Source organism: Pseudomonas sp. CCI1.1, from assembly GCF_034348165.1.
Taxonomy (GTDB): Bacteria; Pseudomonadota; Gammaproteobacteria; order Pseudomonadales; family Pseudomonadaceae; genus Aquipseudomonas; species Aquipseudomonas paracarnis.
The window spans coordinates 3,586,353-3,611,723 of sequence record NZ_CP133780.1; the positions used below are offsets into that span (position 1 = coordinate 3,586,353).

19 protein-coding genes and 1 other RNA gene are annotated in these 25,371 nt (G+C 55.8%); 12 read left to right on the forward strand and 8 right to left on the reverse strand.

The annotated features are described in order from the left end of the window. Window positions 1–46: 46 nt before the first annotated feature. Window positions 47–451 (reverse strand): ferric iron uptake transcriptional regulator, encoded by a 405-nt coding sequence (gene fur / locus RHM69_RS16130; protein ID WP_003194220.1) that lies wholly within the window; start codon window positions 449–451, stop codon window positions 47–49. A gap of 98 nt (window positions 452–549) precedes the next feature. Between fur and RHM69_RS16135 the strand changes: the two genes are divergently transcribed. After that, the gene (locus RHM69_RS16135) at window positions 550–1,077 is read left to right on the forward strand and encodes an outer membrane protein assembly factor BamE (RefSeq protein ID WP_019817954.1); all 528 of its coding nucleotides are present in this window, start codon (window positions 550–552) and stop codon (window positions 1,075–1,077) included. Between the two features lie 306 nt (window positions 1,078–1,383). Here RHM69_RS16135 and RHM69_RS16140 read toward each other — a convergent pair whose 3' ends face one another. Both RHM69_RS16140 and RHM69_RS16145 read right to left on the reverse strand, forming a co-directional pair. Next, window positions 1,384–1,686 (reverse strand): RnfH family protein, encoded by a 303-nt coding sequence (locus tag RHM69_RS16140; protein ID WP_014719961.1) that lies wholly within the window; start codon window positions 1,684–1,686, stop codon window positions 1,384–1,386. Then, on the reverse strand, window positions 1,679–2,113 hold the full coding sequence (locus RHM69_RS16145; protein ID WP_003194226.1) for a type II toxin-antitoxin system RatA family toxin: 435 nt from the start codon (window positions 2,111–2,113) through the stop codon (window positions 1,679–1,681). Before RHM69_RS16145 ends, RHM69_RS16140 begins: the two co-directional genes overlap by 8 nt. A 167-nt stretch (window positions 2,114–2,280) precedes the next feature. Between RHM69_RS16145 and smpB the strand changes: the two genes are divergently transcribed. Continuing rightward, window positions 2,281–2,763, forward strand: coding sequence for an SsrA-binding protein SmpB (smpB, locus tag RHM69_RS16150; RefSeq protein WP_014719962.1), 483 nt, complete (start codon window positions 2,281–2,283; stop codon window positions 2,761–2,763). A 27-nt stretch (window positions 2,764–2,790) separates the two neighbouring features. Here smpB and RHM69_RS16155 read toward each other — a convergent pair whose 3' ends face one another. Next, entirely contained in the window at window positions 2,791–3,558 is a 768-nt protein-coding gene (locus tag RHM69_RS16155; RefSeq protein WP_014719963.1) for an FCD domain-containing protein, read from the reverse strand. A 250-nt stretch (window positions 3,559–3,808) separates the two neighbouring features. Between RHM69_RS16155 and RHM69_RS16160 the strand changes: the two genes are divergently transcribed. From RHM69_RS16160 to RHM69_RS16180, 5 genes are all read left to right on the forward strand, one after another. Then, window positions 3,809–5,503, forward strand: a complete 1,695-nt coding sequence (locus tag RHM69_RS16160; protein ID WP_020301770.1) for a lactate permease LctP family transporter — start codon at window positions 3,809–3,811, stop codon at window positions 5,501–5,503. A gap of 70 nt (window positions 5,504–5,573) precedes the next feature. Further along, window positions 5,574–8,384: an FAD-binding and (Fe-S)-binding domain-containing protein gene (locus RHM69_RS16165; protein ID WP_137270810.1), complete on the forward strand. Its 2,811-nt coding sequence runs from the start codon at window positions 5,574–5,576 to the stop codon at window positions 8,382–8,384. Window positions 8,385–8,520: 136 nt separating this feature from the next. Beyond that, a complete protein-coding gene (locus RHM69_RS16170) occupies window positions 8,521–8,799 on the forward strand; it encodes a hypothetical protein (RefSeq protein ID WP_003194233.1) in 279 nt (92 codons plus the stop codon). Window positions 8,800–8,893: 94 nt separating this feature from the next. Next, window positions 8,894–9,290: a transfer-messenger RNA gene (gene ssrA, locus RHM69_RS16175) on the forward strand. Between the two features lie 184 nt (window positions 9,291–9,474). After that, a complete protein-coding gene (locus RHM69_RS16180) occupies window positions 9,475–10,731 on the forward strand; it encodes an integrase domain-containing protein (RefSeq protein WP_322255293.1) in 1,257 nt (418 codons plus the stop codon). A 131-nt stretch (window positions 10,732–10,862) separates the two neighbouring features. On the opposite strand, the gene RHM69_RS16185 is transcribed toward RHM69_RS16180, so the two are convergent. Continuing rightward, window positions 10,863–13,505 carry an AAA family ATPase gene (locus RHM69_RS16185; RefSeq protein WP_322255294.1) on the reverse strand — a complete coding sequence of 881 codons (2,643 nt, stop codon included), beginning with the start codon at window positions 13,503–13,505 and terminating at the stop codon, window positions 10,863–10,865. 221 nt (window positions 13,506–13,726) lie between these two features. Here RHM69_RS16185 and RHM69_RS16190 point away from each other — a divergent pair, with 221 nt between their 5' ends. The 5 genes from RHM69_RS16190 (at window position 13,727) to radC (ending at window position 17,657) form a co-directional block, all read left to right on the forward strand. Further along, complete coding sequence (locus RHM69_RS16190; protein ID WP_175304774.1) at window positions 13,727–13,999, forward strand: hypothetical protein; 273 nt, start codon at window positions 13,727–13,729, stop codon at window positions 13,997–13,999. A 92-nt stretch (window positions 14,000–14,091) separates the two neighbouring features. Then, the gene (locus RHM69_RS16195) at window positions 14,092–15,060 is read left to right on the forward strand and encodes a DUF932 domain-containing protein (RefSeq protein ID WP_322255295.1); all 969 of its coding nucleotides are present in this window, start codon (window positions 14,092–14,094) and stop codon (window positions 15,058–15,060) included. Between the two features lie 79 nt (window positions 15,061–15,139). Beyond that, complete coding sequence (locus RHM69_RS16200; RefSeq protein WP_322255296.1) at window positions 15,140–16,141, forward strand: lambda-exonuclease family protein; 1,002 nt, start codon at window positions 15,140–15,142, stop codon at window positions 16,139–16,141. 90 nt (window positions 16,142–16,231) lie between these two features. Next, window positions 16,232–17,131 (forward strand): hydrolase or metal-binding protein, encoded by a 900-nt coding sequence (locus RHM69_RS16205; protein WP_322255297.1) that lies wholly within the window; start codon window positions 16,232–16,234, stop codon window positions 17,129–17,131. 28 nt (window positions 17,132–17,159) lie between these two features. Then, window positions 17,160–17,657: a RadC family protein gene (radC, locus tag RHM69_RS16210; protein ID WP_322255298.1), complete on the forward strand. Its 498-nt coding sequence runs from the start codon at window positions 17,160–17,162 to the stop codon at window positions 17,655–17,657. Between the two features lie 229 nt (window positions 17,658–17,886). Here the strand turns inward: radC and RHM69_RS16215 are convergent, their stop codons facing one another. From RHM69_RS16215 to RHM69_RS16225, 3 genes are read right to left on the reverse strand one after another with little or no spacing between them, the layout of a single operon-like run. Beyond that, window positions 17,887–20,712 carry a DEAD/DEAH box helicase family protein gene (locus RHM69_RS16215; protein ID WP_322255299.1) on the reverse strand — a complete coding sequence of 942 codons (2,826 nt, stop codon included), beginning with the start codon at window positions 20,710–20,712 and terminating at the stop codon, window positions 17,887–17,889. A gap of 1 nt (window position 20,713) precedes the next feature. After that, on the reverse strand, window positions 20,714–22,399 hold the full coding sequence (locus RHM69_RS16220) for a site-specific DNA-methyltransferase (RefSeq protein ID WP_322255300.1): 1,686 nt from the start codon (window positions 22,397–22,399) through the stop codon (window positions 20,714–20,716). Beyond that, window positions 22,399–25,266, reverse strand: a complete 2,868-nt coding sequence (locus tag RHM69_RS16225) for an SNF2-related protein (RefSeq protein WP_322255301.1) — start codon at window positions 25,264–25,266, stop codon at window positions 22,399–22,401. The genes RHM69_RS16220 and RHM69_RS16225 overlap by 1 nt, the downstream gene beginning before the upstream one ends. Window positions 25,267–25,371 lie beyond the last annotated feature (105 nt).

A 25,371-nucleotide genomic window follows, 5' to 3' on the forward strand; every position in this document is an offset into this window, starting at 1 on the left:
CGAGGGTCGCCTTCAATCGTTTCGCAAAGCAAAACTGCGTCGATTTTTACTTTTTCTTACGGATGTACAACACGAGATTATGGTCGACCAAATCGAACCCATGCTCTTCAGCAATCTTGTGCTGCAGCGCTTCGATTTCAGGGCTGGTGAACTCGATAACCTCATTGGTATCCAGATCAACCATGTGGTCATGGTGACCACCGTCAGCCAATTCAAACACCGCATGACCGCCGTCGAAATTATGACGAACCACCAGCCCTGCGGCTTCAAACTGGGTCAGTACACGGTAGACCGTGGCCAGGCCGACGTCCTCGTTAGACTCCATCAGCGCCTTGTAAACATCTTCGGCACTCATGTGACGCTGCTCAGCAGAATCGAGCATTTGTAGAATCTTGACTCGTGGCAGAGTCACTTTGAGACCGGCTTTGCGTAGTTCGCTATTTTCAACCATGGTTAGCTTTCTCGCGGATGCTGCTTCGCAGCTTCTCTTAATACGGGTATGATCGGCGTTTACGTTGTCCCAGCCAAGATAGTGGAAGTCGCCCACCGATGCAAAACACCAAGCTCTTGCTAACCAGTTTCACCTTTGTGGGACTGCTCGCACTCGCCGGTTGTTCATTCCCCGGGGTTTACAAAATCGACATCCAGCAGGGCAATGTCGTCACGCAGGACATGATAGACCAGTTACGCCCGGGAATGACCCGACGGCAAGTACGGTTTATCATGGGCAATCCCCTGCTGACCGACACTTTCCATGCCGATCGCTGGGATTATCTCTACAGCCTGCAGCCTGGTGGCGGTGAACGCCAGCAGGAGCGCGTCAGTGTCATCTTCAATGGCAATGACCAGCTCGTGAGCCTGTCCGGTGACTTCATGCCCGGCGTAAGCCGCGATGAAGCCTTGCTGGGCAAGGACAGCGGCACCAACGTGACCGCACCTGCACAGGAAGCTGAAAAACCAAAATCCGAGGTACCGGCCAAGCCTGGTTCGTTGCTGGACACCATCCAGAAAGACATCGACAACGTGGAAACCGTGCCCGTCCCGACGCCTGAGCCTCTGGACACCAGCCCGCAATAATTTTGCGCTCGATAAAAAGCCCGGCATGCCGGGCTTTTTGTTGCCTGCCATTTACATAGGCATCTCTACATAACCTTGGTGCGACGCTGAACCTGTGGGAGCTGGCTTGCCTGCGAAAGCGATCTGACAGTCAACCAGGATCCTGGATCAGATCGAGAACATACCCGTTATCGGGACCGCCCCTTCCACATTTGGATCGCGGGTATCAGGTAGATATGCGCCGGCTATCAGGGCGTCATCGCAGGCAAGCCAGCTCCCACAGTTGGATCGCGGCGCTCCAGATAGCTAGGCTGCCATTTGGCAAGCTCAAGAATTCGTTTGCCTGGCCAATGCCGCCTTGGCTGCGCGCAACCTGCGTACCTCTTTAGGGTCGGCCAGCAAAGGCCGGTAGATCTCAATACGGTCGCCCGCTTGTACGCAACGCGCCCCGGCATCCACGACAACCTTGCCAAATATACCCAGCGGGCAATCAGCCAGATCAACGTCAGGAAAATGCGCCGCTATTCCCGACGCCCGCACCGCCTCGCGCAAACTAGTGCCTTCAGCCACCTTTACCCCCAGCAACACCTGGCGATCCTCAGCGGCGAACACCACCTCAATCTCAACCATGCAGTTGCTTGGCGCGCTGACAGAACGCGTCCACCAGGGTATTGGCTGCCTGATTGAACAAAGGCCCCAACGTCGCACGAACAATCGGCCCGGCATAATCAAACGAAAGATCCAGGCTGATCTTGCAGGCCTTGTCCGTCAGCGCCTTGAACACCCACACACCGTGCAGTTGGGTGAACGGCCCTTCCTGCAGGTTCATTTCGATGGACTGACCCGGCACCAGCACATTACGCGTCACAAAATGCTGGCTGAGGCCGCCCTTGGCCACCCCCACGCTGGCAACCATGTGCTCGTCACTGCTCTCCAGAACCTCGGCCGTCGAGCACCAAGGCAGAAACTCCGGGTAACGCGCCACGTCGTTGACCAGGTCATAGAGCGCCTGCGCCGGGTAGGGCAACAGGGCCGAACGTTGAATATGCGTCGTCATGTGAGCGTTACTTCCACTGCTTAAGGCAAACATCGCGAAAGAACAGCCCAATCCGCGAGAGAAAAAAACCAAAGAACTGCCCGCATTGTCCGGGATTCGTCCAACTCGCTCAAGCACACAGGTTGACCGTAGCCGACACGCTCGCAACTCCCTATAATGCCGCCCCTATGGCTAAACAAAAGAAACACCCCACAGGGACCATCGCGCAAAATAAAAAAGCGCGACACGATTACTTCATCGAACATCGGTTCGAGGCTGGTCTGGTCCTGGCCGGCTGGGAAGTAAAAAGTCTGCGTGCCAGCAAACTGCAGCTGGTCGACAGTTATGTGCTGCTCAAGGATGGCGAGGCATGGCTGCTTGGCAGTCATATCACTCCGCTGACCACCGCGAGCACCCACGTGATTGCCGACCCGGTGCGTACGCGCAAGTTGTTGCTCAATGCCCGCGAGCTCGAAAAACTCGCCGCAGCCGTGCAGCAAAAAGGCTACGCGTGTGTCTGCTTGTCCTGGTACTGGAGCAAGCACCTGGTCAAATGCGAGATCGCATTGGGCAAGGGCAAGAAGGAATACGACAAGCGCGACACCGAACGCGAGCGCGATTCTAATCGCGAACTGCATCGCGCCGTGCGCAACAAGGGCAAGGAAGAATAATCCTTGTGACGGTGTAGCCCACGCGGGCTACATCCCTTTGCGTCGCTCCGCCCGAGCCACGCGTTGAACCTCCTGACGCACCTCCTCCAACACCTCCTGCACATACAGCAGATGCCGTGTCGAGACTTCGCGCGCCTGCTCGGCCCGCCCCTCGATGATGGCCAGGTACAAGTCCCGATGCTGATTGATCAGCATGTCGCGGGTCTCGGTACGCTGCTGGTACATGCCACCAATATTCGTCACCACGTTACGCTTGAGCAGGTCGAACAGCCCGCGAATGGTGTGCAGCAACACGGCGTTATGACTGGCTTCGGCAATCGCCAAGTGAAACCTTGCATCCGCAGCACCCTCCTCCACTCGGCTCACTTCGTCGGCGCGCGCATAGCAATCCTGCAACGCTTCAAACGCTGCGGTCAGCCGTTCACGGTCAACCTCCGTGGCGCGTAACGCCGCGTAATAAGCACACGAAGCCTCAAGGGTCTGGCGAAACTCCAGCAGATCGCGCTGCGCTTCGGGATTGCTTTCCAACAAGTGCAACAGCGGATCGCTGAAGGTCGAACCCAGGGAGTCCACCACATAGTTGCCACCGCCCTGACGACTGACCAACAACCCCTTGGCCGCCAGTTTCTGAATCGCCTCACGCAACGACGGGCGCGACACACCAAAGCGCTCGGCTAACGCGCGCTCGGCCGGCAAGCGTTCGCCCGACTTCAGCGTGCCCTCGAGAATCATCCCCTCAAGCTGCTCGACAATATCGTCAGACAAACGGCGCTGACGCACCTGATCAAACCCCATAACTCACTCTCCACCATCCCGACCACTCGCCGGGGCCCCTATTCTGGCCTATCGACGTGCCGGCAGCACCTATCAGAACGCCTTCAATTTCGCCGATCAGAACGCCCCGCCTACCGACCTACGACCAAAGTTTCGCAGGCGCAAATTGACACACCCCTGCCCAGGCTCTTAATCTAGCCCACAGCGACTGTAAATTGGTAATACCAATTAACCAAGCTCACCAAACAACAACAATCAGGGGCCACCCCATATGCAAACCTGGCAACAGCTTTACAGCCCACTCGGCAGCCTCGGCCTGTCCGCACTGGCCGCCGTCATTCCTATCGTATTCTTCTTCCTGGCGCTGGCCGTGTTCCGCCTCAAAGGCCATGTAGCCGGCAGCATCACCCTGGCCCTGTCGATCCTGGTCGCCATTTTCGCCTTCCAGATGCCCGTAGACATGGCACTGGCTGCGGCCGGTTATGGTTTTGCCTACGGCCTGTGGCCCATCGCCTGGATCATCGTCGCGGCTGTATTCCTGTACAAATTGACGGTCAAGAGCGGCCAGTTCGAAATCATCCGCAGCTCCGTTTTGTCGATCACCGACGACCAGCGCTTGCAGGTGTTGTTGATCGGCTTTTGCTTTGGCGCCTTCCTGGAAGGTGCGGCCGGTTTCGGCGCGCCCGTGGCAATCACCGCCGCGCTGCTGGTAGGCCTGGGTTTCAACCCGCTGTACGCCGCCGGCCTGTGCCTGATCGCCAATACCGCGCCTGTGGCCTTCGGCGCATTAGGCATTCCGATCATTGTCGCAGGCCAGGTCACCGGTATTGATGCGTTCAAGATTGGCGCCATGACCGGCCGCCAACTGCCGCTGCTGTCGTTGTTCGTGCCGTTCTGGCTGGTGTTCATGATGGACGGCCTGCGCGGCGTTCGCGAAACCTGGCCGGCAGCCTTGGTGGCGGGCTTGAGCTTTGCCGTCACCCAATATTTCACCTCGAACTTCATTGGCCCAGAGCTGCCGGACATCACCTCGGCACTCGCCAGCCTGATTGCCCTGACGCTGTTCCTGAAAGTCTGGCAGCCCAAGCGCACCGCAGGCGCACAAATTGCCGGCGCCACCTCCAGCGTAGCGGTCACTTCCAGCGCCGGCGGCTTCGGCTTGCCACGCAACACCGTGGTTTCGCCCTACAGCCTGGGGCAAATTTTCAAGGCATGGTCGCCGTTCCTGATCCTCACCGTACTGGTGACCATCTGGACTCTCAAACCCTTCAAGGCCCTGTTCGCCGCGGGCGGCTCGATGTACGGCTGGGTGTTCAATTTCGCGATCCCGCACCTGGATCAACTGGTGGTTAAAGTCGCGCCCATCGTGACCAACCCCACCGCCATCCCGGCCGTCTTCAAGCTGGACCCGATATCTGCCACCGGCACTGCAATCTTCTTCTCGGCACTGGTCTCCATGCTGGTGTTGAAAATCGACGTCAAAACTGGTCTTACCACTTTAAAAGAAACCTTCTTTGAGCTGCGCTGGCCGATCCTGTCCATCGGCATGGTGCTGGCATTCGCCTTCGTCACCAACTACTCCGGTATGTCCTCGACCATGGCCCTGGTTCTGGCTGGCACCGGTGCTGCCTTCCCGTTCTTCTCTCCATTCCTTGGCTGGCTGGGAGTTTTCCTGACAGGCTCCGATACCTCATCCAACGCCCTGTTCAGCTCACTGCAAGCCACTACCGCGCACCAGATCGGCGTCAACGACACCCTGCTGGTAGCCGCGAACACCAGCGGTGGCGTGACCGGCAAAATGATCTCGCCGCAATCAATCGCCGTGGCCTGCGCCGCCACCGGCCTGGTGGGCAAGGAATCCGACCTGTTCCGCTTTACCCTCAAGCACAGCCTGTTTTTTGCCACCATCGTCGGGCTGATCACCTTGGCGCAGGCGTACTGGTTCACCGGTATGCTGGTGCACTGAGACCTGCACGTAATAGGGTAAGAATCGACGCCGGGGCACCCTTCCGGCGTCTGCTATTTCTGGAGGACCGATGAGCCTGCCTGCTGCTTTCCTGAGCGACGTCGCACAACTGATCCCGCAAGATCGTCGCTTCGACGATCCACTTTCCACCCTCGCCTTCGGCACCGACGCCAGCTTCTACCGACTGATCCCACAGCTGGTGATCCGTGTGGAGTCAGAAGACGAAGTGGTAACCCTGCTGCAACTGGCCCAGCGCGACCGCGTGCCGGTGACCTTCCGTGCCGCAGGCACCAGCCTCTCGGGCCAGGCCATCAGTGACTCGGTGCTGATCGTGCTGGGTGATAACTGGAACCACCGCGAAATTCGCGGGCAAGGCACCCAGATACGCCTGCAACCGGGTGTGATCGGCGCCCAGGCCAACGCCTGGCTCGCACCGTTCGGGCGCAAGATCGGCCCGGACCCTGCGTCCATCAATGCTTGCAAGATCGGCGGTATCGTCGCCAACAACGCCAGTGGCATGTGCTGCGGCACGGCGCAAAACACCTACCACACCCTGGCGGGCATCCGTCTGGTGCTGGCCGATGGCAGCCGCCTGGACACCGAAGATGCCGCCAGCGTGCAAGCCTTCCGCCAGTCACATAGTGCACTGCTTGAACGCCTGGCCCTGTTGGGTCGCGAAACACGGGCAAATACTGAGCTGGCGGCAAAGATCCGCCACAAATACCGCCTGAAAAATACCACCGGCCTGTCACTCAACGCCCTGGTGGATTTCGATGACCCGCTGGATATCCTCAGCCACCTGCTGGTCGGCTCCGAGGGCACCCTGGGGTTTATCAGTGCGGTCACCTACGACACCGTGATCGATCACCCCAACAAAGCCTCGGCGCTGATCGTCTTCCCGGATGTCGAAACCTGCTGCAACGCCGTCACCGTGCTGAAAACCCAGCCGGTCTCCGCCGTTGAACTGCTGGACCGACGCAGCATGCGTTCGGTGCAGGACAAACCGGGCATGCCTGCTTTCGTACAGCACCTATCGGAAAACGCCTGCGCACTGCTGATCGAATCCCGCGCCGCTTCGTCATCACTGCTGCACGAACAACTGACGCTCATCATGGCGTCCCTGGCGGCGTTTCCCGTGGAGAAACACGTCGACTTCACCGAAGACCCACTGGAAAACGCCCGCCTGTGGGCGATCCGCAAAGACACCTTCCCGGCCGTAGGCGCCGTACGCAAAACCGGCACCACCGTGATCATCGAAGACGTGACCTTCCCGGTCGAACAACTGGCGATTGGCGTGAACCGCTTGATCGCACTGTTCGACAAACATCACTACGACGAAGCCATCCTTTTCGGACATGCCCTGGAAGGCAATCTGCACTTTGTGTTCACTCAAGGCTTCAACAGCAGCGAAGAAGTCGCACGCTATCAAGCGTTCATGGACGACGTCGCGCAACTGGTGGCCGTGGAGTTCGGTGGCTCGCTGAAGGCTGAACACGGCACCGGCCGCAATATGGCGCCGTTCGTTGAACTGGAATGGGGCAGCGACGCCTATCAACTGATGTGGCAACTCAAGCGCCTGCTCGACCCTAACGGCATCCTCAACCCCGATGTGGTGCTCAGCGAAGACCCGCAAATCCACCTCAAACACCTCAAGCCCCTGCCCGCCGCCGATGAGCTTGTGGATAAGTGCATCGAATGCGGGTTCTGCGAACCGGTGTGCCCTTCAAAAGGCCTGACCCTGAGCCCGCGCCAGCGCATCGTGATCTGGCGCGATATCCAGGCGAAAAAACGCGCAGGCGTCGACACCTCCGAACTGGAAGCGGCCTACCACTACCAGGGCATAGACACCTGCGCCGCCACCGGCTTATGCGCGCAACGTTGCCCTGTAGGCATCAATACCGGCGACCTGGTGAAAAAGCTGCGCAGCCGCGAAGCCGACCGTACGAAAACCGCCGACTGGCTCGCCAGCCATTTCGCCACCGCACTGCAAGGTGCGCGCTTTACCCTGCACGTCGCCAATGGCGCACGCATGCTGCTGGGCGCCCCACGGCTGGCCAAGCTCTCGAGCACACTGACCAAGCTGTCCAAAGGGCAAATTCCGCAGTGGACCAACGCCATGCCGCAGCCCGAAAAAGCCATCCGCTTCAGCCCGGCAGTGACGGACGCGCGCCCACGCGTGGTTTACCTGGCCGCCTGCGTCTCCCGCGCCATGGGCCCGGCAGTCGGCGATAAAGAGCAAATGTCGCTGTACGACAAAACCCGCCAGTTGCTGGAAAAAGCCGGCTACCAGGTAGTCTTCCCCGACAACCAGGACAGCCTCTGCTGCGGCCAACCCTTCGCCTCCAAAGGCTACGCCGAGCAGGCCGAACACAAGCGCCAGGAACTGATCGGCGCCCTGCTCCACGCCAGCCGCGGCGGCCTCGACCCGATCTACTGCGACACCAGCCCCTGCACCCTGCGCCTGGTGCAAGAATTGGGAGAAACGCGCCTGGACCTCTACGACCCCGTGCGCTTTATCCGCACCCACCTGATGGACCGCCTCGACTTCACGCCCCAGGAAGCCCCCATCGCCGTGCACGTCACCTGCAGCACCCAACACTTGGGCGAAAGCCAGGCCCTGATCGAACTGGCGCGACGCTGCGCAAAAACCGTGGTGATCCCCGAAGGTATTCATTGCTGCGGCTTTGCCGGCGACAAAGGCTTCACCACACCAGAGCTCAACGCCCACGCCCTGCGCTCACTCAAGGACGCCGTGCAATATTGCAGCGAAGGCATCTCCACCAGCCGCACCTGCGAGATCGGCCTGAGCCAGCATGGCGGCATCGACTACCACGGCCTGGTCTACCTGGTAGACCGCGTCACCCGCGCCCGCGCCCACTGACCCGGCAAAAAAACCGAACCCTCGCGCGCCGGCGCAGTCATCTGCATAGGCCTCGACAAACGAGGCCCATCAGTGATGTCGCTGGCAGCGGTTGCACGCCAGCAGCGTCGAGCCCTTTTGCGCAAGGAGACACCCTATGAAGCGTTCCGCTCTTGCTGGCTTGTTCATGACCGCTGCGATGCTCGCCTCCCCCGCTTTCGCCGCCAGTGACAAAGACCTGTGCCAGATCAACCTGGACAAAATCAACAACGGCAAAGCCCTGCTCGCCACCGACACCAGCGGTAAAAGTGGCGAAATAGACACCGCCGTCTCCCAGGCCAAGGCCGCCCACGCCGCAGGTGACGAGAAGAAGTGCATCGAAATCACCTCCAAGGCCCTGCAAGACCTGCAGAACAGCGAGAAAGGCGGCCAGTAAGCGAGAGGGCCAACCTTCGGGTTGGCCTTCGCTGACGTTTTGGCGTACACTGCACAGGCTTGTCACTCACTAAGAAACAACGAGTTACAAGCACGGGGCCGTTTAGGATTCGACGCCGGTCGCGAAACTTTAGGTGCATGCCGAGTTGGTAACAGAACTCGTAAATCCACTGTTGCAACTTCTTATAGTTGCCAATGACGAAAACTACGGCCAGGAATTCGCTCTCGCTGCGTAAGCAGCCTTAGCCCTGAGCTTCTGGTACCTTCGGGTCCAGCAATCACCAGGGGATGTCTGTAAACCCAAAGTGATTGTCATATAGAACAGAATCGCCGTGCAGTACGTTGTGGACGAAGCGGCTAAAACTTACACAACTCGCCCAAAGCACCCTGCCCTTCGGGTCGCTGAGGGTTAACTTAATAGAAACGGCTAAGCATGTAGTACCGACAGCGGAGTACTGGCGGACGGGGGTTCAAATCCCCCCGGCTCCACCACTTCATCATCTAAAGACGTCCACGGACGTCTTTTTTTGTGCCTGAAATCCAGTAAATACAGTGACTTAGGGTCCACCAACGTCCATCAGCATCCGTGACCATCTACGCGTTCGTGTATTCCAAGTGGTATTCCAAGCCTCTAGCTGCTATTTTTTGGAATACATAAACAGTACTGGAATACAACATGGGTGCCCAAGCCACGCGCCTCTCAGACCTCAAAGTCAAAGCCGCCAAGCCTAAGGAAAAGGACTACACGCTGACTGATGGCAACGGCCTTCAAATGCGAGTGAGAATCAATGGCTCTAAGCTATGGAATTTCAACTACATCCATCCCGTAACCAAAAAACGGATCAACATGGGACTAGGCACCTTCCCCGAGGTGAGCCTGGCTCAAGCACGCAAGCGAACCGTTGAGGCGAGGGAGTTCGTCGCTCAGGGGCTGGATCCGAAAGAGAGGCGCGATGCGGAGCGGCAAGCGAAAAAAGCAGCCACAGAACACACTTTTGAAAACGTGACGACGGCATGGTTTGAGCTCAAAAAGGACTCAGTCACCCCAGCCTATGCCGAAGACATTTGGCGCTCGCTCACGCTGCACATCTTCCCGGACCTGGGCACCACACCGATCTCAGCCATCAATTCCCCTAAGGTCATCGATTTGCTCAGACCCTTGGAAACCAAAGGCAGCCTCGAAACAGTTAAACGCTTAACACAGCGACTCAACGAGATCATGATCTACGGGGTCAATTCAGGACTGATTCACGCAAACCCGCTCAGCGGAATCCGTTCCGTATTTAAAAAGCCCAAAAAGAAGAACATGGCGGCACTCCCACCCGATGAGCTGAAAGAGCTCATGATGGCAATCGCCAATGCCAGCATAAAAAGGACTACCCGCTGCCTAATCGAATGGCAGCTCCACACCATGACCCGACCCGCAGAGGCTGCTACCACCCGCTGGGCTGACATCGACATCGAGAAGAAGGTCTGGACGATTCCAGCTGAGCGCATGAAGAAACGCCGCATCCACATCGTGCCGCTAACAGACCAGGCCCTAGCCCTGCTTGAAGCAATCAAGCCCTACAGCGGACACCGGGAGTACGTGTTCCCTGCAGACCGTAATCCTCGAACCCACTGCAACAGCCAAACCGCCAACATGGCACTGAAACGCATGGGATTCGAAGGACGCCTGGTAAGCCATGGGATGCGCTCTATGGCCAGCACCATCCTCAACGAACACGCTTGGGATCCCGAGTTGATTGAAGTAGCGCTTGCACACGTCGATAAAGACGAGGTACGCAGTGCCTATAACCGAGCGGACTACATCGAGCGCAGACGCCCAATGATGAAGTGGTGGAGCGAGCACATCCAGGAAGCTTCTACCGGCAACCTGTCAGTATCAGCAATCACGGAAAATCGAGATAAAAAAGTCGTCTCAATGCGATAATCAACTGGCATACCCCCCTGACGGTTTTTTGGATACAACCTTGCCAAAGGCGGGTTAGGCTAGCCATCACGTACACGTACCGTCCCGACGCTCAGTTCCGCCGACGCTTCGGGACGGATCCGTTCGATCCCTTAGGCTTTCGGCGCTAGCGCCCCGTCGAGCTTGATCACGGTATCGAGCATATGCTTTACCACCGCCGCATCAAACTCTTCCTCTTGATCCTCTTCGTGTGTCCCCTTGTTCAGGTAGTTCCACTCGATCCTATTCTTTTCTCCCTGCCCCAGAATCTCGGCAAGATGTGGCAGAGCGTCTTGGAAAACCGTCACGTCCTTTCTTTCCAAGAATTTGTTCAATCCCGTCGCCAAACTCATGAGGTCGGGCAAACCAGGCCCCCTCATACCCACGCTGATCTGGGCGGAAAGATCCTTGCTCGCGATCTTCTTCCAAAGCCGATTGAGCAGCTCCTCGAATGACTTTCGGATGTAGCTAAGCGAATCCCGCGTCCTCCCCTCTTCGAAGCTTCTCGAGGCGACCGTGAGATAATGTCGTGGTGAGTCAAGTTTCACGGTGATTTTTTTCGCTGATAACGGTTGCAGGAAATCTATGCGGGTTACCGTTTCCTTATACGCATTCATCGGCACGGCATTCTCGAGCCGCTTTACGAAATCTTCTCCGTGAGTCGTGATTACGAGCTGCCGCTTGCCAATCTCTTCCGGGTTCAGGATGAGATCGATGATCGCGCCCCGGTGTTCGTCGTCGATGGAGTTCACCACGTCATCGAAGATGAGGAATGGCAAATCGTCACGTGTCATTTTCGCCAACAGGATTGCCAATCCCAGACAACGGATGTGACCCTCGCTCAGGACTTGGAGCGCGTCGCACTCTCCGCCAGTTTCAAACTCGATCAAAATTTTCCCGCCGGCCCCCGTGGGCAGTGTCAGGGATTTTAGCTTGTCGGAAAGATGGTCGTTCTTATTAATTTCGTTGTAGAACCCGAGCGTTTTCTCGTTCAGATCTTTCGCAAGGGAAAGTGGAAGTGACGAGTTGTAATCCAGAAGCTTCTTGCGGAACGTAACATATGCGATGCAGTAGTCACGGTTCCTCGTGACCCCTGGGGCTTCAGTCTCGACCTCTTTGATGAGGGTCTCGTTATCGGAGTTGAACTTGGCTATCGCCTGTTGTGCATCATTCTCACTCTTGGCATTCGCGTTACGGATCGTCGAGATCGAGACGATCTCTTCGAGGTTCTTGGCGATGGACGCGTTCTCATCATCGAGTTTCTTGATGGCAACTTTCGATTCGGTTACTGCTTGGTTGTGGGACGTGATCGCTGCTGCCAACCCCTGCATGAGCTCTTGCGCCGCCACCACCTCGCTGAGGAATTGTTGGACGGTCGCCAACTCCTTGGCTTTAGAGCCCTCGGCGCATAGCTCTTCAACTTGGCTCTTTCGCTCGTAGCCAACGGCGGCGGCCGTCACTTGAAGCTTGCCTAATCGCGCTTGCAATCCTTCCCAGCCTTGTTTGAAAGTTTCCAGTATTTCCGCAATACGTGCTTCCTTCTTCAGCGCCTCGTCGAATTGGGTGAGCTTTTCCGCCGCATGGCCGTAAGGATCCACTGGAACGACGAGCTGCCCACCCACATAGAGCTCCGAAGCGCAGGCGGGGCAAGCGTTCCCGAATTGCTCCCGGTTTTTGAGAATAGCGGCGTAGAGGTCCCGAAGGGAAAGCTGGTCTTTATATTGGCTCAGGTGCGCGGTGGCTTCTGCCCTTTCTGCGAGTAATCCGAGCAAGCCCTGGACATCGCCGGATAGAGCATCGATTCCCGGATTCTCCACTGACTTCAAATTCTGTAGTCGACCAATCTCGGTGTTGTTCGCCTTCAGTTTTCCGCCATTTCCGTCCTGGCCGGACAATTGGACTTTGATGTCCGCATCGGTCTTGCATTCCGGGAATTTCGCAAGCATCGCCGCGAAGCGCGTTTCGGCGTCCTTTTCCTTTGCTGGCAAGCCCTTGAGGATTTCCTGGTGGCCGGCAATTCCTTTCGCTAGCTCGGCGAACTCCTTCCCTTTCTTGCCGACACAATCCAAATATCCCTCGATACTTTCGTTGAACTGCGTAGCAAAAGTGTTGAATTCCTCAAGACCGAACAACGCTGCCAGCCTAGCCTGCTGGGTAGCTGGCGTGTTCGCCGCCACCCGAGCGAATCCGTCGATCCGGTTCTTCTCGATGAAACAGAATTCGTAACGATTCGGATCCGCCTCTACACTCACGGCCTTAGCGTTGGCTGTGTCTCCGAAAAGTTGAAGTTTCCCCGGTTTCTTCGATACTGCGTTCTTAACATACTCGGCAACAGGGATCCGCTTGGATTCAGCTTCGTGGATCGACCCGAGCAGGCCATACTCGAGAGCCTCACACAGGCTTGATTTCCCCGTCCCGTTCGGACCGTACACGAAAGTGTAGGGATTCTTAAACTCGAAAGTATGCTCGTCAGAAAAGCCCCGGAAATGCTCGACGGTCAATTTGGACAGTCGAACGATCCCATCCTTGCCGGTGTTCGCCGCTTCGGTTTCGATCTTGAGTTCCGGAGACGCAGCCTCTCCTTTCTCGACAATCATTTTCGCCAAAACTTTCCCGCGTTTCCCTCCCGCCGACGAGGAATTCTCGACATCTGAGAAACGATCCAGCATCAAATTGGCAAGCTGCTTTTCTTTAGCGGTCAAGCTTGGACCGGCTTTCGCTAGGAACCGTTTGAACTCGGATAAGGTTTTGGTCATGTCAAATCTACGTATGTTGGTAATTCGACTCCGCGGACGGGTCGTGCGTTGACACCGAAATGGGTCTTTCCTACAACTGAGTATCCAGCCAAACAGCCATTCGATTCAAAATTATCTCAGCCCTACATCATTGCCATGACATCCCCACCACGGAGCTTCGATTCATGTCATTGCAGTGCCCTCGCTGTCACTCCCCCAAAGTAGCCTCTTTCCATCACGCCATGAAAATCGGGGCTGCCATCGGCACCGTGGGCGGTGCCGCCCGTGGCGTCAGCGCAGCTCTAGCAGGTGGTCAGGCTGGTGCGCTCATCGGCGCTATCGCCGGGCCTGTCGGCATAACCCTCGGCTCAGTGTCAGGTGCCATTCTTGGTGGCTTAGCCGGCGGTGTTGGCGGTTGCGCACTTGGCGCCCAACTGGGTGAGTCGCTAGATCGCCACGTCCTGGCCCACAACCTCTGCTTGCTATGTGGCCATCGCTTCAACCTCCCGACCTAACCAAGTCAACTTCCCTTCTATTTATTACGTCCGGACGGTGCTGCGCTCTGCGTGGCGCTTTATGCCGGCTTGCACCTAAAGGAATTACAACCATGGCTCATCTCGTCGAAACTATGGCCTATGCTGGCGAAACTCCCTGGCATGGCCTGGGCAATCAGCTCACTCAGAAGCAACCCATCGAAGTTTGGCAACGCGAAGCCGGCATGGACTGGGAGATCCAGGAAAGCCCGGTTCACTTCAAATCAGAGACCGTCGGCCACCTGGGCGCGATCCATTCCTTCCCCGAGCAGAAGGTCCTCTTCCGCTCGGACACCAAAGCACCGCTGTCGGTGGTTTCCCAGCGCTACCATACCGTGCAGCCGCGAGAGGTGCTCGAGTTCTACCGCGACCTCACCGAGGTCTCCGGCTACGAGCTGGAGACTGCGGGGGTACTCAAGGGCGGTCGCAAGTTCTGGGCGCTGGCGCGTACCGGTCAAGGTGCTGCGCTCAAGGGTAACGATCAGGTCAACGGCTACCTGCTGCTGGCCACGTCCTGCGACGGCACCCTGGCCACCACAGCAACACCCACCACCGTGCGCGTGGTCTGCAACAATACCTTGACCATCGCCCTGGACGGCACTAGCCGTGCGATCAAAGTCCCGCACAACACGCGCTTCGATCCGAAGGCGGTGAAGAAGCAGCTCGGCATTGCCGTCTCGCAATGGGACGACTTTATGTACCGCATGCGTGCCCTAGCCGAACGCAAAGTGCAGTGGCATGAGGCGCTGGGCTTCTTCATGAATGTGCTCTGCGAAACCAATCCGACCGGCGCGCTGCCGGAGGTGTTGCCCAACGAGCGCGCCCTGCGGAAGGTCCAAGAGCTGTACGAGGTCCGTGGCCGAGGCAGCCAGCTGGACTCGGCACGCGGCACGGCCTGGGGCCTGCTCAACGCTGTGACCGAGTACGTCGACCACGAACGCCGTGCTCGCAGTAACGAGTACCGCATGGACTCGGCCTGGTTCGGCCAAGGTGCGCAGATCAAGCAACGCGCCCTGGACACCGCTCTGCAACTGGTCGCCTGACCGCTTACTTACTCCCCCCATAACGCCCGATCAGCCTTGTTGCTGATCGGGCGCTTCTATTTGCCGCGAGGTGGACGCTATGAAAGCTAATCCGTTGACCAGCGCCAGCAAGTCGCGCCCGGCACTGCGCTTGATCAGTACCAAGGAATTACCGCGTGAAGATTGGCTGGCCGTGCGTAAACAGGGCATCGGCAGCTCGGATGCCGGTGCTGCGGTAGGACTAAACCCCTACAAGTCGCAGCTGGAACTGTGGTTGGAAAAAACCGGTCGCGACACCACGCTGCCAAAGGCCGATCCGCACGATGAGGAAAGCCCGATGTACTGGGGCAATGTGCTGGAACCCACCGTGGCCTGGCATTACAGCAAACGAACGCAGAACAAGGTGCGGCGCATCAACGCCGTGCTGCAGCATCCAGATCCAGAGCTCTCTTGGATGCTCGCCAACATCGACCGCGAGGTAATCGGTGCTGACGATGTGCAGATCCTTGAATGCAAGACAGCCGGCATAAACGGCGCACGCCTCTGGAAGGAGGGCGTTCCGGAGTATGTGCAGTTACAGGTGATGCATCAGCTTGCAGTCACCGGCAAGCAGGCTGCGGATGTCGCTGTATTGCTGGGCGGCCAGACGCTGGAGATCCACCGCATCGAACGGGACGAGCAGATGATTGGCCGCCTGATCGAGCTGGAGCGTAAGTTCTGGCAGTACGTGGAGACCGATACGCCACCGCCTGCGGATGGGTCTGCTTCGGCTGAGACCGCTCTGCGCTGCCTGTACCCAGAGGACAACGGTCAGACAGTCGACTTCAGTGGCCGGGCCGGTTTGGCAGCGGCCTACCTGGAGCTTAAGGCTGTGCGCCAATCCATCAGCGAGAAAGAAACACGCGAAGCCCAGCTCAAGCAGATGCTGCAACAAGCCATGGGTGACGCCACCCGCGCAGAGTTCAGCCACGGCTTTATCAGCTGGAAGAAGTCCAAGGACAGCAACGTGCTCGATGTTAACCAGTTGTTCAAAGATAAGCCCTACCTGCAGGTTCGCTACACCAAGCTCAAAGAAGGTAGTCGACGCTTCCTGGTCGGCTGATTCCCACACCGCTCAACCATTCCCCCCATTGGCCAGCCCATGCAGTTAGCGCTGCGTGGCTGGCCATTTTTCGTTTGCAGGAGAACCACCATGCTCAAAGGTCTGGCAATCACCCCGCCCGTCCTCGGACGGATTTCCATCGGCAAGGTCATCGAGAAGAACGGCAAGCGCCTGCCGGAGAAGGATGACCAGTTCACCATCACCTCCCAGGTGCAAGGCAAGGACGGCTGGTTGCTGCACCCGCTCAATGATGAGCTGCGTAAGAGCCAGGAGGACAAGCTGCGCAGCATTCCGGTGCGCCTGCTGTTCAACGAGCCGGAGCTGAACTTCCGTGCCGACTACACACTGTTCGACAGGCAATCCGGACGGCCGCTGTGCGTGGGTAATGGCGAGACCTGCAAGCGAGTCACCCAGGACGGCATGCAGTCGCTGCCTTGCCCTTCGCCAGATGCCTGCCCATTGGCCAAGGGTGGCGCCTGTAAGCCTTACGGCCGGCTGAATGTGCTGATTGGTGATGATGATCCGCTGGGCAGCTTTGTCTTCCGTACCACTGGCTTCAACAGCATCCGCACCCTGGCGGCTCGCCTGCATTACTTCCAGGCCATCTCGGGCAACCGCCTGGCCTGCCTACCGCTGGAGCTACGCCTGCGCGGAAAGTCGACTCGCCAAAGCCATGGCACGCCGATCTTCTACGTCGACCTGACCGTACGCAGTGGCATGGACATGGCCGAGGCGCTGCAAGCTGCCAACAATCTCGATGAACAGCGGCTAAGCACCGGCTTCGATCAGAACGCACTGGATGAGGCCGCGCGACGTGGCTTTGCTAACGGTGCATTCGAGGACAGCGAAGAAGATAGCGGCGCGTTGATTGAAGAGTTCTTTACCGCTGAAAGCACTGAACCATCTGCGTCCACACCAACCCTAGTCACCATCAACAAGGTCAGCTTGGCTGAAAAGCTTGAAGCACAACATCAATCACTCAACCACTAACCGGGCCTAGCAGCCAACGGAGCTGAAGATGAGATTACACAAACTCAAAGCCAGCGAAACGGCTGGCGCGTATGAAGTTGAATCCCCTGTAACCGAAGACGACATTCTGCTGATGGCCAGGCAACTGGCCAATCTGCGCTTACGTCGTGGGCGGGCTCTGACCTCACCCCAAGAGGTATTCAGCCACCTGCAAACACTTCTCGCAGATTACGAACATGAGGTCTTTGCACTACTCATGCTAGACAGCAAGCACAGGGTGTTGGGCTTTCACGAACTGTTCAGAGGCACGTTGGATGGTGCCAGCGTATATCCAAGAGAGGTAGTGAAGATCGCGCTGCAATACAACGCTGCAGCGATGATCCTGATACACAACCACCCTTCCGGTGATCCCGAGCCCAGTGAGGCAGATCGTGTACTTACCCAAAAGTTAAAGGAGGCCTTGTGTCTTGTGGGGATACGTACGCTCGACCATATAGTGGTTGGGCGTGACGGTTGCAATTCAATGGCAGAACTTGGTGTTCTGTGAGGGGGCTCAAATGAAACAACTACTACGAACCATTGCGGCACTATTCTTATTTGTAGGTATCCTTGCAGGCTGCTGTGCAGTGTTGCTGCTGATGATTCTGATAGTGCGATTTCCGCCACTCATTTTGGTCGTGGCTCTGGCGTGTTGGATTTATCGAAAAGTATGCGATCTGGCTCATTCATGAGCAAAAAAGGGTAGCCGAAGCTACCCTTTTTTGTGTGGTTCCCCCCTATGCCTGCAGAGCAACATCCAGCTCGCCAGATAGCTCATAGCGAGTCAAAAGCTCTGTGTCTGCTTGGCGCGTGTATTTTGCGGCAAGACCTGCCAACGTAGAGTTTCCGACCACGTCCGTATGTGGCACTAATAAATAAGACCACGGCTTACCGCCAGTTTTCTTCGCATGGAACTCAGTGGCGATATGTGCCCAAAGCGCTGCGGTTTCTGCTTTGCGCAATACCACCGCATCGCTAATTTCATCCGCGCGCTTGGTCTCAATAATCAAAATGCGATCTTGCATTTCAACCACAAAATCCGGCTGGTAAGGCAAGCCATCTGAGTCATACAGTTTGAATTGGTTGGGGCCGGGTTTCATCCACAGCTTAACGCCATTTTCTTTTTCTAAAATCTCGCTCAGTTTACGTTCCGTATCTGAGTCAAACTTAGCCAATGGATAGCAGGATTTACTGAAACCGCTAAAAATATAACGCTTGATCTCGTTAAGCTTTGGCGGTGCCTGGCGAAAGTCCAATGAATATTGGCTACCCGCATTCTCGAAAGTTTGTGGACGCAGGTCTTGGAAGGCCGCACTCACAGTAACGCGGTAATTTGTTTTCCCGCGCCACATATTTTTCTTCATGTCCGCAAAGATGGCGTCGGCCATTTGCCTAGAGTGGCCTTGCAGCACACTACGCAACTCTTCGGGCTTATCGTATTTGGCTTGATAGTGAGCAACTACTTGGCCGGCCAGCTGGTAAAGAACTTCGGAGTGCGTGTCGTAATCAATCTCTGGGAAGTCCATGAGTTTGGCAACGATATAGTTTTCTAGACACTCTTGCTGCTCATCATGGGCATCGCCGCTAATGGACTGCGTTTTCTCTGTGCGTAAAACCTGAATCAATAACTCGTTCGAGAGCGGTTGATGGTTCCAGTGTTTAAGATCCAGCGCGAACGCTTTAAAGCCAAAAGACACATTTTGGGTCGGTGTGATGGTCAATGCCGGAATGGCAATAATTCGCTCAACGAACTGACTGCAAATCGACTTCACGATTGCTTCAATTTTCAGCGTTTCAACCGGGAAAATCTCAGCTTGCGGTGTTTGCTCAGCTTGAATGGCCAGAACAATAGCGGCTTGCACTTCCGGCCTATTGATATCCGCAAGGCTTCCTACTTGTTTAGCGGTCTGCTGAACCACAATCTGAAGGGTCTTCTCAGCCACTTCCACTTCTTGCGCTGTTTGCAGAATAAAAGGCGCTGGCGCCTCAGCCACACCGGCAGGACTCGAGGGAGCAGGAATTTTGTAAGCAGTGCTTCTTTCACTACCTTCTGCTTTCGGCAGCATGGATTGCACCAAGTGCTGCACCACATTTGGCGTAGTGACGGCCTCAGGTTTCGTTGAGGTCACGTCACCGTCCTCACAAATAAAAACTTGCTTAAATTTCTTGGTAACGCCGTTTTCCGTTTTGGCCAACTCAATCAGTTCATTGAAGCGGTCGTGTGCAATCACGGTGAGCTGATCGACTTCAGCCACCCCCGTGCGTTTGCCATAAGGTAAGCGCAGACCACGCCCCAAGGTTTGCTCGGTCAGAATATCGGAAGCTGAGGCACGCAATGGAACAATGGTGAACAGGTTAGTAACGTCCCAGCCTTCTTTGAGTTTGTTAACGTGAATAACGATGTCGGTATCGCCGCTTTTTTCGATGTTTAGCAAGCGCTGCGCATTCTCATCACTCTCTTCCCCGGAAGTTTTTGAGTGAATCTCGATAACACGACCTTTGTAACGGCCACCGAAAAATCCGTCTGACTCCACAAACTGTCTTACCTCGGAGGCATGCGTGGTGTCCTTGGTCACCACCAGCATAAACGGTCGCACGATCGGCTTATCGTAGTTTTTGGCGAAGGTTTCCAGTGCCACCTTGACATGCTCGTGGTAGTTAATTCCGTCCTCAAGCATGATGCGTTCCAGCGCATCGGGATCGACTGACTTCGGATTAAAGTTCGCCCGAGTACCAATGGCAGGTTCCTTCACATAACCGTCCTCCATCGCATCAGGCAGGTCGTAGCGGTAAACCACATTTTTAAATGGCTGGGGCTTACTACCCGTAGTTTTCGGCGTCGCCGTTACCTCAAGGCCCATAATCGGCTGCAACTCGGCAATAGCTTTAAATCCAGCGCTACCTCGATAACGGTGCGCTTCATCCATCAGCAGAACCAAGTCCTCAAGCTCAGACAGGTACGAGAAATAGCTGTCGCCAATGTACTCCTGCAGGCGCTTGATACGAGGAGCAGCCCCGCCTCGTACCTCGGAGTTGATCTTCGAAATGTTGAAGATATTGATGATCACACTTTCGCGGCCGAATAGATCCGCGCCGCGCACACCACGACCTTCTTCATAGTTTTCAGCGTTAACAATCAAAGGCGGGGTATGGGCAAAGGCTTCAATACCCTTGAACACATATTTAGGGCTGCGCGGATCAAAATCGAACAGCAACTTCTCATAAATCGTCAGGTTCGGCGCCAGAATGAAGAAGTTCCGGCTCTTGCCGATCATGTGCAAATAGCTGATGAAAGCGCCCATTAAGCGGGTCTTGCCGACCCCAGTGGCAACGGAGAAGCAAACTGATGGGAAGTCGCGTTCGAAATCTGCAAAGTCCGCATCAGTGACCTCACTGAATACCTGACGTACCTGCTCCCGAGCGGCCTGTACATCAGTACGTTTTTTCGGATCAATGAGCCCTACGATGGTATCGAGGCGCCGAAGCGCCTCTGCCTGAGGCTTCCGTAAAGAGAGGCGCTGACTAATTTGGGCAACTACACGATCCTTGTTTAGTTCAGTCATCTCAATTTTCCTCAGTACTGTCGAACAGGTTGGCCTGTGCTACCGATGCTTTATTTTTTTTAGGTTTAGCCGCCGTGATTTCGACTGCTTCAAGCTCTTCGTCTTGCATGGGTAACGCCGCGATTTTTAGGGAGTAATCGTCTTTACCCCACTCGCAACGATCCAGCACCACACGGGGAATTTTCTTGATGGTAAGGTTCGTTAAGTTATCGCCAGCGGCCTCATAAGCCATGCAGCAAACCAAAAGACTGCGCTCTTCCCCTACCTCATCAGACAGGGTCTTGAGCTGATCAATGGTCAAACTGTTGGTCGTGACATAGATAAACGCATTTTCTGTGGCCTTGCCGTGCATCCAGTAGTGTTCGGTGGATGGCGCGTAGGTGTAGTTGAAATGCTTGCAGATGGCCTCCGCCAGCATCTCCGGCTGATAATCCTTGTTAATGACCAGATTGCCCCATTTGTCTTTTTGCAAAAGCGAAGGTGCAAGTTGGAAAAAGCGGTAGCCACCGCCGCCTTGCCAATTTACTGCCCCAGTGACGCCGACTTTATCGGTGCCATTGATGACATTCTGCATGCGCGGCACGATATGGGTTTTAGCGTGCTCGCCCAGCTCAACCATAATCCAGCGACGCCCCATTTTGTGGGCGACAGCCCCGGTTGTGCCTGACCCACCAAACGAGTCTAGTACGAGGTCTCCTGGGGTGGTGGCCAGCTCAAGTATTCGCTTGATTAAGCGCTCAGGTTTAGGTGTGTCGAACGGATCATCCGGATTAATCGCCTTAACTTCATCTCTCGCCTCATGATTGTGGCCCACATCACTGTGTAGCCACAAAGTGGAAGCAGGCGTGCCAGAAATTTTCAATTCCGAAAGAAATGTTTTACGAGAGGGGTTTGCGGTGCCATCCACGCCAAACCAGATCTCATCATTATCATCCATCATGCGTAGAGTATCAGCGGGGAAACGTGGCGAAGTTCCCCGTGGTGGAGTCCAGATAAACCCATTTTTAAATTGAAATGAAAACGCTCTTTCCTTTTCTGACCCCGTTCTTTTGGCATATAAAGGTGTGGCTTTCCATGGCCCCTTAGGATGATTATCTGGGTTTCTGTACCTCTCATCCATTTCTGACGTTCGAGGCAATCGATTTGGTCGCCAAGCCATTTTATTTTTGGCGTAAATAATCACGTGATCATGGCTATCGGAAAGCCATTTGGCATCATTTGCTACTGTATATTTTTTTTGCCAAACGGCGTTTGCAACAAAATTCGAACGCCCAAAAACTTCATCGCATATGACCTTGAAGTAATGAGCCTCATTATCATCAATTGTTACCCACATTGAGCCATCCTCTGCGAGGAGGCTGTATAGCAATTCAATTCGGTCTCGCATCATTGTGAGCCAAAGCGAATGCTCAATTCCGTCGTCATAATGCTCAAACGCCGACCCAGTATTGTACGGGGGGTCGATAAAGATACATTTCACCTTGCCGCGCACATTTGGCTCAGTCTCCAGCGCCTTTAGCGCCAGAAGATTGTCCCCGTGGATCAGCATATTATCGAAGTGATCACCCTCACGACGTGTTTCGGCGTGATAGGAAAACTCGGGGTCTTCAATCAGAATTCGCGGTTCAAGGCGCGGACGCTCGTCTTTGCCAATCCAGGTCAGTTCAAGTTTTGTTTTACCGGCCATTATATTAGGCTCCATCGAATCGTAAACAGGTGATCCACCTGTGGCGTCAAGTTAAGTTGTTCGGCAATGGCGTCGAGCATAACTTCACGCTCATTATTGATCTCACGCAAGCGGGTATAGAGTTGGTGCTGCAGATCATCCACCTGGCGTTTTAAGGCCTTGGCTTCGTGTTGCAGCTCCAGCTTGGCGGCCAGATTAGCTGTTGCACGGGCGAGCTTGTTCTTTTCATTGGCCTGCTTAGTCAGCTCTTTGATTTGCTGGTCATAGGCCACACGGGCGTCATTACGCCACGCATCAAGGCGGTCTTCTTCCTCGTTGAGAAACTCGCCCAAACGCTCTTGCGCATGCCCGACTAGCGCCGTTTGCCGCGCCTCAGTAACGCCCGCCAATTCTGCCTCAGGAGCCTGCCCCATAGACGAGCCAAGCTCTCGGGCAGGAATATGCAACAAGCGTTCGGCGGTACTCGGGTCAAGCATGCTGCCGTCATCGATGAAGGCTGCGCAGATCAGCTCATCCCAGGTGCGAGCGGGGGTTTGTAGCGTTAGGCGCGAGAGCCGCATCCAGCCTGATTGGCCACGCAAGCTGGCCACATCCCCGAGATTGCCAGCGTAGGCGCTGTAGTCAAACTCAAGCGCGGCCATGGGAGTTGATCGCGCTTTAGACTGCGCCACCAGTTGGTCGGCCAATCCTCCATCGCCCAAACGGAAGAAGCGCCAGCCATTATCCTCTGCCTCAGGCCATTCGGTAGACCAGGTGCTGTCTTGATAATCAAAGCGTTCGGCATGATCAGCGTGAAAACGGGCCTCGGGCAGTTCGGCGCGGGCAAGGGTCAGCAGAGCCCTACGAAAGTCACCGAGGGCGGCATGAACGCCTTCCTTGCGGCTCATCAGGCGCTCAATCACCTTTTCGTCCATCTCAGCCAAGATTTTGTTGCGTGCATCCTGTTTGGCCGCATCAATCTCGACACTGAACTCTTCTTGCAGACGATCGAAGGCCTCATTGATTTCATCATTCGAGCGGCAGGTTTGGACGATCTCCAAAATGCGCCGTTCGATATCTACGCCAGACTCAATGGCACCTAGCACTTCATCAGATGAGCCAAAAACGCCCTCGAAGAGCTTGAACTTCTGCTCTAGGAGCTGGTGAATGCGCTCCTCGGCCTGGTTCTTGCGATTGAGGAAGTTGATCACGGTGACGTCGATCTTTTGCCCATAGCGGTGGCAACGGCCAATGCGCTGCTCAACCCGCTGGGGGTTCCAGGGCAAGTCATAGTTGATTAGCAGCGAGCAGAACTGCAGGTTGATACCCTCGGCACCGGACTCCGTGGAAATGAGGATGGAGCGGTCATGTTTGAAAGCATCGACAATGGCTGCTTTCATATCGGCAGATTTAGAGCCGGAGACGACCTCAGTGCCTTTATTTTTGGCAAGCCAGGCTTTGTAGAGGGCTGTGCTGTCTTTATCGGTGTTTGAGCCGTTGAGTACTACGGTTTGACCAGCAAAGCCGTTTTGTTCCAGCAGATCACGCAAGTAGGCTTGGGTGCGCACGGACTCGGTAAAAACCACGGCCTTGTGCTGACCGCCTTTGACTTCCTTAATCTCAGCCATAACGATGGGTAAGCACTCCAAGAGCGCTCGCCCTTTGGCGTTGTCGTTAATTGAGGTGGCGATATCCCGGTAGTGCGTCAGCTCGGCGATCTCGGCCTGAAGTTTTTTCGGGTCTATCTCATCAAGATCATCATCCGAATGGTCTTCGACAGCATCCGCTTCGGTTGCGGCGATAGAACCAGCATCACGCCAATCCTCAGCGTCCTCAGCAAAGCCATCGAGATCATCTAGGGTGTCGTCATCAACCACTAGCTTGGCTTGCAGGCGGTTGACCATCTTGTCCAAGGTTTTGGCAATGGCAAATGAGGATGAACCTAGGATCTTGCGCAGGGACAAGGTCACCAAGTGACGGCCATTTCTACCTAGGGCAAGGGTGTCTGGGTTTTGCAGGTACGCCGACACTGACTCGTACAGATCCAGCTCAAGCTTGCTGGGGGTAAAGTCAAAGGTTTTCGGCAAGCGGTTGGTGTAGTTGATCAGTCCAGCCTTTTGGACCTGACGGCGCAAGGTGCGCTTGCAGATGGGCTCCAAACGATTCTGTAGCAAGGTCATAGCGGCAAGATTGCCCTTGCCTCCGAACTCGGCCTTAAAGGCCTGCTCCGAACCAAAGTAAGCCTCATCAATGATCGTAACGAGGCCATAGAGCTCCATCAGGTTGTTCTGCAACGGCGTTGCCGTCAGCAAAAGCTTCTGACAACCCTGTAAGGCATCGCGCAGGACCGCTGCTCGGGAATTGTTAGCAGCCTTAAAGACGTTACGCAGCTTGTGCGCCTCATCAAACACGACCAGATCCCAAGCAACCTTTTGCAGCTGATGGGCGATACGAGCGGCATATTCGTAAGAGACGATGATGATGCCTTCCTTACGCCCAATGGGATTGGGTTGCCCGCTGGCCGACAAGTCTTTAAGGCGCTTGGCATCAAGAATGACCGAGGGCAATGAGAATTTTTCACGGAGCTCCGTGGCCCATTGCTTGCGAAGAGAGGCCGGCACAACCAACAGAAGGTTTCGGCGCTGCTCCCACCAACGCTGGCTGAGCACTAACGCCGCCTCGATGGTTTTGCCAAGCCCTACCTCATCTGCCAGTAGCACGCCTTTGGATAAGGGCGAACGCAAGGCAAACATAGCCGCATCGACCTGGTGCGGGTTCAGATCCACACGCGCCGAAGACAAGGACTGGGTCAAAGACTCGTCGGCACCGATACCTTCACGCGTTAAGAAGTGAGCAAAATACTTGGCTTGGTAGGGGCTGTAGATCATTGGAAAAACAATTCCTTTTAACTTGAGGCCTTCCAGCCATGACAGGCTAAGAGAACCTAACGCCTTACCCCGGCTATCAGAGGCAACGGAGCCAAGGGTGATTAA